A 12,609-nucleotide genomic window follows, 5' to 3' on the forward strand; every position below is an offset into this window, starting at 1 on the left:
GTCAGCTGCTCAAGTAGATGAAAGACTTCACACTTAAAAATGAGACAAACAAAACCCTTTACGCATAAACGTAAAGGGCTTTTTTCTTTATTCTTTGATTGCTTTTTCTGCGTCAATTGCACCTGCTCCATAAATCATCGGATCATCCCCAGACCACTTGCTTGTATTTTCTTTTAACAGGGTTTTGACTTCATCTGGCGTTAAATCTGGTGAATGCTCTAATAGTAGAGCGCAAATACCAGCACAAATCGGTGTTGCCATCGATGTGCCAGATAACGTTGTATAATCATCGTCTACTCTGCTTGATTTGTCGAGTTTATCCAGAAAGGATCTTGGTGATCTGAGAGAAACGATGTTTACTCCTGGTGCGAGGATATCAGGCTTTGCTTCTCCGTAAACAGTAGGCCCTCTGCTTGAAAACGGTGCCACGATATCGTCACTTGATTCAGGTGTATTCCTGTCATCATAGGCTCCGACCGTAATAACTTTTTGGCTGACAGCAGGGCTTGCAATCGTCTGGCTGTTAGGACCAGAGTTACCGGCAGCGACGCATACAATAATCCCTTGATCCCAAGCCGCATTGACAGCACGCACCATTGGATCGTCCTGTTCGTCATCATAACGCTGCGCAGCTCCGCCTAGCGACATGCTGATAATATGAATCGGATCATCAGGGTGGTCTTCGTTGAACTGCATACACCATTCAACACCTTCTATAATAGTAGAAAGTGATCCAGCCCCTTGTTTATTTAACACTTTCACACCAATCAGATTTGCTTTTGGGGCAGGTCCTTTGTATAAGCCGTCTGAGGCGGATCCATCTCCCGCGACATCTCCCGCGCAGTGTGTACCGTGGCCATTATCATCATAAGGCTTTGTTTTTTGTTTGACCAAATCCACAAAATCACGAATTCTTCCATCTAAATCTTCATGCGGATAAATTCCCGTGTCAATGACAGCGACCGTAATGCCTTCCCCGGTTAAAGTTGTCCCGTTTCGGATGACTTCTTCAGCATGGCTTGCTTGTGTGGCTACGTCCAGTAGCGCATGGACTTTCCGGTCTAAATAAATTTTACGAATATGCTCACCGTTTGCTAATAGCTCCTCTAAAGCAGCAGGCGTTAAATCAGCAGCGCAGCAGTCGATATGTGAAAAATGTCGTTTTATATTTGTTTTTCTGCTTTTTTTCATTAGCTGTTTTGTGCTTTGAATCCCTGCCTCGGCTGCACCTTCCTTAAATTCAATGATCACACGAAGCTTCTTTTTCTTCTTCAGTCTGCCTTCGAAAAAACGATGAAGAAAGCATGGCGTCCATTTAAAAGGTTTATAAAGGTGAAGAACGGTCTCTCTTAAAGGCTGATCTAGTTTACTAGCATGTGTTCTGACCATTTGCACCATAGAAAATCCAAACATGTGATGCCCTCCATTCCAGCTATCCATTCTCGTACACTCTTACGTTATGTGATTGAGAACTGCTTGGTTCGGATTCTTGTCCCTTCTTTTCTTCATATTGGCGGCTTGCTTATGCCTTCCAAAAAAGAAAAGCGCTTACATTTTGTAAAATAATAGAAAAAGGTGGAAATCATGTAGAATCTGCCGATGATAGGTGGGAGAGTTCTTCTAAGAGAACCAGCGAATCAAAGGATTTTGCAGAAAAAGGAGGGGTGTAGACAGGGTCAATGCTCATATAAATGTGATGCGTGACAGATGGAAAAAATCAAATCCTTATCAAAAAAAGCCGAATTAAAGAAAACAGACTGGATAGGACTAGGTCATATTAAACATAACGTCATTTCTTTGTCATACTATTCTAACTCTGTTTTCAAAGAGGAGAGGCGTTTCTGTGTATATAAATGCAATTATCTTATTTTTGAGGAATCTCATGATCTAGAGTGTTATGATCAAACGTGAAGAGAAAATGTGGAAAAAATGATAAGAAATGATGATTCAATATAAATCATAGAAACGGCTTAGAAATCTGTTAAAGGAGAACGGGAATGAAGAAGTTTTTTGCTTTGCTTCTCCTGCTTGCGATCGGATGGGGCGTTTATTATACCATGCAAGCACAGGAACATGATGAGCCAGTGTCATCAGGTGGGGAAGACGAAAGCGGTTCAAATGATATTTATCGAAATTTTAAAGAACTGGAAGAAAACGAATCAACAAGCAGCTACAACATTACAGCCAACCCAGTGCCCGGCAGCCGCCTTCTTGTGATGTCACCTCATGGCGGGAGAATTGAAGGCGGCGTGAGCGAGATTGTCCATTTTTTTGACAACGATTTTTCGACGTATTTATTTGAAGGTCTAAGAGAGAATGCATCAGAACTTCATATTACAAGTACAAACTTTGATGAGCCAATCGGCGTCGCGCAGGCAAAAGCACATGATTACGTGTTAGCAGTGCATGGATACAAAGGCGAGGAAGGAATTGACCATACTCTCGTCGGCGGAACAGATTACGACCGTGCAGAGAAAATTGTGAGCTCATTAGAGCGGAACGGGTTTTCTGCTGAACTAGCTGTCGCACACGCAACCCTGAGCGGAACAAGCAATCATAATATTAATAATCTTACAAAAACAGGGCAAAGTGTGCAGCTTGAGATTAGCAGAAGTCAGCGTGAAGCTTTATTTGACAGTTTCGACTTTCGGAGGCGGTCGAGTACAAAAAACGAGACGTTCTATCGTTATGTCAGGGCAATTCGCACAGTGCTTGATGAAGAATATACATAAGGGCCGTGCACATGTTAAGACAAGCAGGGGAATTCTTGTTACACTATGAACAGTGATAACAAAAGGAGAGACGGATATGACGCGTCATCATTTTCATCTTCAGGCAAGCTGGCCTGGTCTGCGTAACGATGTGGGTACAATCGCATGCGAACAATTAAAAACAAAGATTTCGATTCCAAAGGAAATGGACGGTCCGGGTATTGGAACCAATCCAGATGAGATGCTCTTAGGTGCAGCGGCTACGTGTTATATCATTACACTTGCAGCCATGATGGAGCGGAGTCAATTAGAGAAAGAGGATCTATCGATGAGCTCTGAAGCTGTCGTAGATGTGACAAATGGTGTGTTTACTTATGAGGAAATCATTCATCGACCTGTCATCATCCTCAAAGAGACCGCTTCCGCACAAGATATTGAGCTGGCCCGAAAGCTTGCGCATAAAGCCGAAAGCTCATGTATGATCTCAAGAGCTGTTCAGGGTAATGTGAACATTTCCTTAGAAGAAACCATTCAAGCCGGCCGTTAAAACAAAAAAGTCATTTTCTCTTGAAATATGGAGAAAATGACTTTTTTTATGACGTCCATTCGGTTTGATCGAGTTGTGCTTCGGTTTCGTTCTTTTGCTTCTTGGACTGATTTAAGACAATCACGCCGCAGATAACAAGTGCAAGGCCAATGAAGCCTTTCGTGCTGATTGTTTCGTTAAACAGGACAAGTCCTACAAGAGCAGTGAGAGCTGTTCCAACACCAGACCATGTTGCATAGGCAGATGAGAGCTCAATGGTTTTAAGTGCTAAACTGAGGAAAGTAAAGGCGCATCCAAATCCGATCAGTACCCCGATACTCGGCAGCAGCTGCGAAAAGCCTTGAGAAAGCTTCAGCATTGTACTGCCAAAAACCTCCGTTAAAATGGCTCCTGTTAAGTAGAGCATTCCTTTCATGCTCTCTCACATCCTTTATGACATATTTAATAGTACGACCCCTGAGACAAGCATCGCCATCCCAATGACTGCTTTTTGGTTCAAGGTTTCTTTGAAAAAGAGCACGCCAAAAATAGCCGTGAGGACCGTACCAACCCCAGACCATGTTGCATAAGACATGCTAAGCGGAATAATGTTCAGTGTCAATGACAGCATATAAAAAGCAAGTGAATAGCCAGCCACAACGACAGCGCTTGGCTTCCAGCGTGTAAAACCATTAGATAATTTTAACATCGCGGCGCCAATGGCTTCAGAAAAAATGGCCACTGCCAAAAAAAGATATCCGAGGATCATCATCATCCCTCCTCTAATAGGTGTAAAATCCGATGAAGTAAACGGGTTTTTATCCTCTCTTTTCAGCGGTTCAAGCTGAAATATTTCTGAAAACCAGCATGCTCTGCCATCTGATGAAGGGTGAGCTAGCTTAACCCTTCTTTTAAAATCGTGCTGGCAGCTGCATCAAAAATTTGCTCTTTTTTGGTTTTAGACATAAAAAAAACACCTACTTTACTGAACAGTCGGTAAAGTAAATGTTAACCCATGAAAAAAGAATGTGTCAATCGATTCATTTTATGAACGGATGTTTTCACTTAAACGTCATATTTAATACCAAGGGTATGGTCCGTACGGCGGGTAAGGAGGCGGGTAAGGGTATCCATAACCATATCCTGGCGCAAGCAGAGATCCAGCAAGCAAGCCTCCAGCAAAACCACCTAAAAATGGAGGTCCAAAGAATCCAGGTCTCCCAAATCCAAATCCGGGTCTCCCAAACCCAAAACCAGGACGTCCAAATCCGAAACCAAAAGGTCTTCTCATGTCTTCTTGAATAAACGGAGGTGCGTCAAAATAATTCATAATAAAAGGCTCCTTTCTCATAAAATCACTGTAACTGACATCAGTGTATTCCAGTTGCCTACATATGTTTGGGTGAACGCCTAATATAAGGAGGAATGTTAGAAATGGGCCTGTATCCATCTGATTGGGCAAAGTGTCCGCCGCATGCTCATGCGTATAAAGCACGTACGGATGTAACAGAGGGGCATTATCATTTAATAGAAGGTATTTCTCAGCCTGTGAATGGAAGCAGTACCGACCGGCATACTCATTTTTATCGCGGGATCACCTCCTTTGAAAGAGGGCATTTCCACAGGTATTACGGTATCACAGGGCCTGCAATTCCTAGAGTGGATGGAACACATTATCACGAGATTGAGGAAGTCACCTATCCTGCCTACCTCGATTCTGTTCCCATCCCATATGGAGGTGTCGTCTATAGTCCAGATGAGAATCAGCCAACACATAAGCATCGTTTAAAAGGAAAAACATATGAAGTGGTCGGAAATGAACCGCTTGGCTGGTGATGGCCAGTATATAGGAGAGTAAGAAAAGTTATGCTATACTGTAGGCAGTTTTGTAAAAGAGAGTGATGTTATGAATAAAGCGAAGCAGCCAGTAATCGTATTAGTAGGGCCGACGGCTGTCGGCAAGACCAAATTGAGCATTGATATAGCCAAAGCATTTAATGGAGAGATTATCAGCGGGGATTCTATGCAGATTTATAAAGGGATGGATATCGGAACAGCTAAAATCACTCCCGAAGAAATGAATGGTATCCCGCACCATTTAATTGATATTAAACAGCCGGACGAATCTTTTTCGACAGCTGAATTTCAGCAGCTGGTTCGTTCGAAGATCAAAGAGATTGCCGCTAGAGGGAAAACGCCAATGATTGTCGGCGGAACAGGCCTCTATATCCAATCTGTTTTATATGATTACACATTTACGGATGAGAAAAGTGATCCTGCTTTTAGAGAAGAAATGGCGCTGTTTGAACAGCAGCACGGCGCGATTTTGCTGCACGAAAAGCTAAAGGCAGTAGATCCTGATGCGGCTAATGCTATTCATCCGAATAACGTCCGCCGCGTGATCCGGGCGCTGGAAGTGATCCATACAACAGGTCAGAAAATGTCGGAAATGCAAAACGGGCATCAAGAAGTTCCTCTTTATGATACAGCCTTCATTGGGCTGAAAATGGATCGAGAGCTTTTGTACGAGCGCATTCATCAAAGAATTGATATGATGATAGATGAGGGCTTAATTGAAGAAGTGAGAGCACTTTATCAATCAGGCTTGAAGGATTGTCAGTCTGTTCAAGCCATTGGTTATAAAGAGCTGTATGCCTATTTTCAAGGTGACTGCTCACTTGATGAAGCCATCCAGCAATTAAAGCAAAATTCCCGTAGATATGCGAAGCGTCAGTTCACGTGGTTCCGTAATAAAATGGCGGTCACTTGGTTTGATATGACACCGCCTTGCCACTTTTCAGACAAAAAAGAGGAAATTTTCGCATATATAGCAGGAAAGCTTGGACTTAAAGCGAAACTGTAGTTATCAGAATCAAGGAGGACGAAACATGAAACCGATTAATATTCAGGAGCAGTTTTTGAATCAGATCCGCAAAGACAATACATTTGTCACAGTATTCTTACTGAATGGCTTTCAGCTTCGCGGTCAAGTGAAGGGATTTGACAATTTCACGGTGCTGCTTGAAACAGAAGGAAAGCAGCAGCTTATTTATAAACACGCCATTTCTACATTTGCACCTCAAAAGAATGTAAATCTGGAATTAGAATAGGATAGGTTGTATTAAATAGCCCCATGCCTCTGCGAATAAACCGGCCGAACCCGCTACGTTTTTTGTCAGTGCAGAGGGGCTATTTTGTATGCAATGAAACTTTTCTGCCAATTTTCCGTATAATTCCTTATTGGATATTAGAAGGGTGAGGGAATTCATATGGAAAATGCAGAGCTTGAATTAAGAAGGATTAGAGTGATCCTCCTATTGATTGGAATTGTAGTCTTGTTTGGATCGTGCGCTATCTCAAACATTGAAACGAGACAAGAAAGTTGGAATAACCATTCTCATGAAAATGCAGATGGAGTTTTACCATCATCTGCTGCACTAAAAAATAATCACTTTGCTGTTGTGAAAGATGATCAAGTACATGTGTACCGATTTGATGAAAAAGAGGGAGAACTGACTCTCGTTACAACGAAATACATAGATGAATGGGATGACGAAGAATATGATGATGGTCTTGATGATGAAGAGTAAGCACGTAAATTTACAAATGAATGTGAAGCCGCTACACTATAATCATGCATCAGACATCTAGACAGAAAAGGATGAGTTCATGACACATAAAATTAAAATTAATCATTGGGAACAAACTTGTGAAGACGATTCCTGTTTCGAATATGGAACAAGTGTTTCTGTAAATGGGAAAGAATTAGTGAGAGAAGCTTCAATCGTCACTGCGCTTGAAGCGGTGCTAAAAGAATTAGGTGTTGAAGTGGAAATTACAGAAGTGTCAGAAGATTTACAGTGCGATGCCTACAAAAAATAAAACAAAAAGTCTAGTCTACTAAGCGATTTTTTTTCGTGTTATGATAGATTTCGGTTTCAGTTGAATAGGGAGTAGAGCAGTCTATTTTTAGATCCTGTTCTGCTCTATTTATTTGAACGTACGAGTTCGGCTATGAAGGTTCGGCCGGGTTGGTTGATTTTTTTCGTTTCGAACATCTATATGTTGTGTTTTGAAAAAACATAGTATACTATATATAGTGAATAGCGAAATGATCAACAATACTAAAAACTAGGTCGTGATGGAATTGATTCAAATCGTATTTGATTCAAAAACAGGAAATGTTCAACGCTTTTTGGACAAGACCCCTTTTACAGACAAACGAAAATTGACTGGAGAAGAGTTTTTGGATACGCCGTTTATTCTCGTCACCTTTACGACAGGATTTGGACAAGTCCCTAGTACCACTCAGTCTTTTTTAGAAAAAAATGCTCACCTTTTACTAGGTGTTGCGGTGAGTGGCAACAAAGTGTGGGGAGATAATTTTGCAAAAAGCGCCGATACGATTTCTAAACAATATCAAGTTCCTATTTTGCACACCTTTGAACTAAGCGGAACAAAAAGGGATGTTGAATTGTTTACACAGGAGGTAGAAAGAATTGTCACAAAATCAGGTTCCAAAGTGGATACAATTAAATAACGAAATTATGATTCAAAAAGAAGGAAAGTTTCAGTTCGATAAGGACAAAGAAGCTGTACATAGTTATTTCGTAGATTACATTAATCAAAACACGGTCTTTTTTCACAATCTAGAAGAGAAGATTGATTACTTAATAGAAAACGACTACTATGAGGAAGAATTTTTAAGACAATACAGCATGGCAGATATTAAAGAAGTCTTTGAAGCTGCATATGCCAAAAAATTTAGATTCCCATCATTTATGAGTGCATTTAAGTTTTACAATGACTATGCACTGAAAACAAATGATAAAAAGAAAATCCTTGAACGCTATGAAGACCGCATTTCAGTTGTAGCACTTTTCTTTGCGGGTGGGGATAAAGAAAAAGCACTTGAGTTTGTAGAACTGATGATCAATCAAGAGTACCAGCCAAGTACACCAACTTTCTTGAACGCTGGACGTAAAAGACGCGGTGAGCTTGTGAGCTGCTTCTTGCTTGAAGTAAATGACTCACTAAACGATATTTCAAGAGCGATTGATATTTCAATGCAGCTGTCAAAACTAGGCGGCGGCGTCAGTTTGAACCTGTCAAAACTTCGTGCAAAAGGCGAAGCAATCAAAGATGTAGAAAACGCGACAAAAGGTGTCGTCGGCGTGATGAAGCTTCTTGATAATGCATTCAGATATGCAGATCAAATGGGGCAAAGACAAGGATCAGGCAGTGCCTACCTGAATATTTTCCACAGAGATATCAATGATTTCTTAGATACGAAAAAAATCTCTGCAGATGAAGATGTTCGCGTGAAAACTCTGTCCATTGGAGTCGTCATTCCGGATAAATTTATCGAGCTTGCTAGAGAAGATAAAACAGCTTACACTTTCTATCCGCACACAGTCTATAAAGAATATGGGCAGCATCTTGATGAGATGGACATGGAAGAAATGTATGACGAGCTTGTAGAAAACCCGAAAGTTAAAAAAGAAAAAGTCAATCCGAGAAAGCTTCTTGAAAAATTGGCTGTTCTACGCTCAGAATCAGGCTATCCATATATCATGTTCCAAGATAATGTAAACAGAGAGCATGCTTTGAACCATATTTCACGAGTGAAATTCTCAAACCTTTGCTCAGAAGTGCTTCAGGCGTCAGAGGTTTCTTCTTACACGGACTATGATCAAGAAGATGAAATCGGTCTTGATATTTCTTGCAACCTTGGTTCATTAAATATCATGAATGTCATGAAAAACAAATCGATCGAAAAAACGGTTAAGCTTGCAACAGACTCACTAACGCTTGTGTCTGAAACAACAGACATTCGCAATGCACCGGCTGTTCGAAAAGCGAACAAAGCGATGAAGTCAATCGGACTTGGTGCGATGAACCTTCATGGGTATTTAGCTCAAAACCAAATTGCCTATGAAAGTGAAGAAGCAAGAGATTTCGCAAATACGTTCTTTATGATGGTGAACTATTATTCAATTAAACGCTCAAGTGAGCTTGCGAAAGAAAAAGGAGAAACATTCCATCGTTATGAAGGCTCTGGCTATGCAACTGGTGAGTACTTCAATAAATACGTGGAAACTGATTTCACACCAAAAACAGAAAAAGCAGCAGCACTATTTGAAGGCATGCACATTCCAACAAAAGAAGACTGGGCAGCACTCAAAGAATTTGTAGCGGAAAATGGCATGTATCACAGCTATCGTTTATGTATTGCACCAACAGGTTCCATTTCTTATGTTCAATCGGCAACAGCCTCTGTGATGCCAATTATGGAACGTATCGAAGAAAGAACATACGGCAACAGCAAAACCTATTACCCAATGCCGGGTCTTTCAGCGCAAAACTGGTTCTTCTATAAAGAAGCGTACGATATGGACATGTTTAAAGTGGTCGATATGATCGCAACGATTCAGCAGCACGTCGATCAAGGAATCAGCTTTACACTATTCCTGAAAGATACGATGACAACGCGTGATTTAAACCGCATCGATCTTTATGCACACCATAAAGGCATTAAGACACTTTATTATGCAAGAACGAAGGATACAGGGCAGGAAGGCTGTCTTTCTTGTGTTGTTTGATTAAAGGAGAGTTTAACGTGACAAAAATTTATGATGCAGCCAACTGGTCAAAGCACGAAGACGATTTTACACAAATGTTTTACAACCAAAATGTGAAGCAGTTCTGGCTTCCAGAAGAGATTTCCTTAAACGGAGATCTCTTAACATGGAAATATTTAGGTGAAAAAGAGCGAGATACGTATATGAAGGTACTTGCTGGACTGACTTTACTTGATACAGAACAAGGAAATACAGGGATGCCGATTGTTGCTGAACATGTGGAGGGCCATCAGCGTAAAGCTGTACTCAACTTTATGGCAATGATGGAAAATGCGGTACATGCGAAATCATACTCCAATATCTTCATGACACTCGCACCAACTGAAACGATCAGTGAAGTGTTTGAATGGGTCAAGAAGAATAAATTCCTGCAAAAGAAAGCAGATATGATTGTCAGTTTATACCGTTCGATTCAAAAGGACGATCCTATTTCTCTCTTTAAAGCAATGGTGGCTTCTGTTTATTTAGAAAGCTTCCTATTTTATAGTGGTTTTTACTACCCGCTATATTTCTATGGGCAAGGAAAGCTCATGCAAAGCGGTGAAATCATCAACTTAATTTTGCGTGATGAAGCGATTCATGGTGTGTACGTTGGATTATTAGCACAAGAAATTTACAACAAACAAACACCTGACGTGCAAAAAGAGCTGTATGATTTCTCAATTGACCTCTTGAACGAGCTTTATGAAAATGAACTTCATTACACTGAAGATATTTATGACCAAGTCAATTTATCGCATGATGTGAAAAAGTTCATTCGTTACAATGCCAATAAAGCGTTAATGAACCTTGGATTTGCCCCTTATTTTGAAGAAGAAGAGATTAACCCTATTGTATTGAACGGACTCAATACAAAAACAAAGTCGCATGACTTCTTCTCAATGAAAGGGAACGGCTACAAAAAAGCAACAGTTGAGCCGTTAAAAGATGACGACTTCTTCTTTGGAGATGAATCATAAGGAAAGCGTAAAAGTCAAAACGCATCACTCGTTTTGGCTTTTTGCCATTTCTAACAATGTATTACATACTGGAGGTTACCAAACATGGGAAAAATGGACGAAATCATTTTAGTTGCACCGCGTACGCAAGTGTTCCAAAACGAAACACTTGCGTTTAATGGTGTGAACAGTGAAGAGAAAACAATCAGCACCATTATGAAAGAAATCGAAGAGCACTTCGAGCAGATGCGAAGAGGCGATGCAGAAGAAAATCCTGACTTCAAGCAGCCGATTCCTTATGTTGTGATTAAGCGTGAGGACGAAGTATATGTATACGAAAGACTTCAAGGCGGAGGAGAGACTCGCTTACATCATAAGTTGTCTCTTGGCTTTGGGGGGCATATGAATTTCGTTGAAGGAAAAAACTTTGCTGAGATTCTAAAAGAAAATACGGATCGTGAGCTGGACGAAGAACTTTCAATTCAAGAAGAAGACAAACTTGAAATGAAAACCCTTGGATTAATCAATGACGATGACAACAGTGTCGGCCGTGTGCACATTGGACTGTTATCAGCGCTTGAACTATCTCCGGGTGCTCATGTGGAAGTAAAAGAAACAGATCAAATCTCAGGAAAATGGATGAAAACAGCCGATTTGAAAAAGCCTGAGTACTTCGATCGTCTTGAAACATGGTCTCAATTTGTCGTCAATATCCTAGCGTAAATAAATACACAACAAACCGGCTCAGTAGAAGACTTGAGCCGGTTTGTTTCGTTACAACAGCTTAAAATTATTGGAAAACGAATGCGTCATGACCGGCCTGCTTCAATCTTGCGACGAGGTCATCTGCATTTTGCTTTGTACGGAAAGCCCCGGCCTGTACTCGGAACATACCTCCGTCTAATACAACAAATGCGTCAAAGCCTTTGGATTTAAGTGTGGCTGCTAATTCATCTGCATTGGCTTTCACTTTGAAAGCTCCTGCCTGCACTTTATAAAGATTACTTGCTTTTTTTTTCAATTGAAAGGCTTCTTCTAGACCAGTCGCATGAGCGCGAGCGATGCCTTGAAGGAAGGTTGCGTTGCGGAGCTTATTAGCATCAGCTGTCGTATCAATGAAACCATTCTCTGTTAAAATAGCGGGCATAGAAGTTTCTCGAAGAACGTGGAAGTTCGCAGTTTTCTTGCCGCGGTTAGCAAAATCAACTGAGCGGACAATTTCATCATGAAGGGCGTTGCGATACGTAGTGGTCGGTGCTGAAACGCCAGGATACACATAGCTTTCAAACCCTGTGCCTCCGCCAGCATTAATATGAATAGACACGAAATAGTCAGCTCCCCAGCTGTTTGCTGCATTCGTACGCTGGGACAAAGTGACGGATTGGTCAGTTGAACGACTTAAGCGGACAGAAACCCCATCATATTCACTAATCAAAATGTCTCTCAGTAATAGCGCGATTTGAAGTGTTATATTTTTCTCCAAAAGTCCATTAGCACTGGCTCCAGAATCTGTTCCTCCGTGGCCAGGATCAATAAAAATTTTCACCATCTATTCATCACCTCGTCTTTATTTTATGAGAAAATAGAAGAATTGCCTGTACAAAATGCGGAAATCATTGAGACTCTTTTCTGCATCATTTGTGATCAAAAAGCTACATTTTTCTAAGAAAAAACAAATTGTTGGTTTGTCCGCCCAAACGGGATGAATACAATGGAAATAGCACATCATTTCCTGGGAAACCGCACAAATCCCTACAATATTCGGTATCTCGGGTCATTTTGACAGCAAACTT

General features: G+C 41.0%; 16 protein-coding genes. 11 read left to right on the plus strand and 5 right to left on the minus strand.

Annotated features, from left to right (window positions below):
- Positions 1–87 precede the first annotated feature (87 nt).
- Entirely contained in the window at positions 88–1,413 is a 1,326-nt protein-coding gene (locus tag NSQ72_RS08285; RefSeq protein WP_341083768.1) for a S8 family peptidase, read from the minus strand.
- 584 nt (positions 1,414–1,997) lie between these two features.
- Here NSQ72_RS08285 and NSQ72_RS08290 point away from each other — a divergent pair.
- Complete coding sequence (locus NSQ72_RS08290; RefSeq protein ID WP_039178760.1) at positions 1,998–2,732, plus strand: poly-gamma-glutamate hydrolase family protein; 735 nt, start codon at positions 1,998–2,000, stop codon at positions 2,730–2,732.
- Positions 2,733–2,808: 76 nt separating this feature from the next.
- On the plus strand, positions 2,809–3,258 hold the full coding sequence (locus tag NSQ72_RS08295; protein ID WP_039178763.1) for an OsmC family protein: 450 nt from the start codon (positions 2,809–2,811) through the stop codon (positions 3,256–3,258).
- A 46-nt stretch (positions 3,259–3,304) separates the two neighbouring features.
- Here the strand turns inward: NSQ72_RS08295 and erbB are convergent, their stop codons facing one another.
- The 3 genes from erbB to NSQ72_RS08310 form a co-directional block, all read right to left on the minus strand.
- Complete coding sequence (gene erbB, locus NSQ72_RS08300; protein WP_039178767.1) at positions 3,305–3,673, minus strand: SMR family multidrug efflux transporter EbrB; 369 nt, start codon at positions 3,671–3,673, stop codon at positions 3,305–3,307.
- 15 nt (positions 3,674–3,688) lie between these two features.
- Entirely contained in the window at positions 3,689–4,006 is a 318-nt protein-coding gene (gene erbA / locus NSQ72_RS08305) for an SMR family multidrug efflux transporter EbrA (protein ID WP_039178769.1), read from the minus strand.
- Between the two features lie 309 nt (positions 4,007–4,315).
- A complete protein-coding gene (locus NSQ72_RS08310) occupies positions 4,316–4,567 on the minus strand; it encodes a hypothetical protein (protein ID WP_041084775.1) in 252 nt (83 codons plus the stop codon).
- Between the two features lie 104 nt (positions 4,568–4,671).
- On the opposite strand from NSQ72_RS08310, the gene NSQ72_RS08315 reads away from it, so the two are divergent.
- The 9 genes from NSQ72_RS08315 (at position 4,672) to NSQ72_RS08355 (ending at position 11,539) form a co-directional block, all read left to right on the plus strand.
- A complete protein-coding gene (locus NSQ72_RS08315) occupies positions 4,672–5,073 on the plus strand; it encodes a YmaF family protein (protein ID WP_039178775.1) in 402 nt (133 codons plus the stop codon).
- Between the two features lie 70 nt (positions 5,074–5,143).
- On the plus strand, positions 5,144–6,100 hold the full coding sequence (gene miaA / locus NSQ72_RS08320; RefSeq protein WP_268499127.1) for a tRNA (adenosine(37)-N6)-dimethylallyltransferase MiaA: 957 nt from the start codon (positions 5,144–5,146) through the stop codon (positions 6,098–6,100).
- A gap of 25 nt (positions 6,101–6,125) precedes the next feature.
- Positions 6,126–6,347, plus strand: coding sequence for an RNA chaperone Hfq (hfq, locus tag NSQ72_RS08325; protein WP_024424088.1), 222 nt, complete (start codon positions 6,126–6,128; stop codon positions 6,345–6,347).
- Positions 6,348–6,506: 159 nt separating this feature from the next.
- Positions 6,507–6,827, plus strand: coding sequence for a YmzC family protein (locus NSQ72_RS08330; protein WP_059375464.1), 321 nt, complete (start codon positions 6,507–6,509; stop codon positions 6,825–6,827).
- A gap of 79 nt (positions 6,828–6,906) precedes the next feature.
- Positions 6,907–7,119 (plus strand): hypothetical protein, encoded by a 213-nt coding sequence (locus NSQ72_RS08335; protein WP_341083771.1) that lies wholly within the window; start codon positions 6,907–6,909, stop codon positions 7,117–7,119.
- A 265-nt stretch (positions 7,120–7,384) separates the two neighbouring features.
- Entirely contained in the window at positions 7,385–7,777 is a 393-nt protein-coding gene (gene nrdI / locus NSQ72_RS08340) for a class Ib ribonucleoside-diphosphate reductase assembly flavoprotein NrdI (protein WP_008360380.1), read from the plus strand.
- A complete protein-coding gene (gene nrdE, locus NSQ72_RS08345) occupies positions 7,737–9,839 on the plus strand; it encodes a class 1b ribonucleoside-diphosphate reductase subunit alpha (RefSeq protein ID WP_058837641.1) in 2,103 nt (700 codons plus the stop codon). The genes nrdI and nrdE overlap by 41 nt, the downstream gene beginning before the upstream one ends.
- A gap of 17 nt (positions 9,840–9,856) precedes the next feature.
- Positions 9,857–10,837 carry a class 1b ribonucleoside-diphosphate reductase subunit beta gene (gene nrdF / locus NSQ72_RS08350; RefSeq protein WP_003212452.1) on the plus strand — a complete coding sequence of 327 codons (981 nt, stop codon included), beginning with the start codon at positions 9,857–9,859 and terminating at the stop codon, positions 10,835–10,837.
- Positions 10,838–10,921: 84 nt separating this feature from the next.
- Complete coding sequence (locus NSQ72_RS08355; RefSeq protein WP_341083774.1) at positions 10,922–11,539, plus strand: hypothetical protein; 618 nt, start codon at positions 10,922–10,924, stop codon at positions 11,537–11,539.
- A gap of 67 nt (positions 11,540–11,606) precedes the next feature.
- Here the strand turns inward: NSQ72_RS08355 and NSQ72_RS08360 are convergent, their stop codons facing one another.
- A complete protein-coding gene (locus tag NSQ72_RS08360; RefSeq protein WP_047203907.1) occupies positions 11,607–12,365 on the minus strand; it encodes an N-acetylmuramoyl-L-alanine amidase in 759 nt (252 codons plus the stop codon).
- Positions 12,366–12,609: the final 244 nt, after the last annotated feature.

The sequence above is a fragment of the Bacillus sp. FSL R5-0659 genome, assembly GCF_038008785.1.
Lineage (GTDB): Bacteria > Bacillota > Bacilli > Bacillales > Bacillaceae > Bacillus > Bacillus safensis.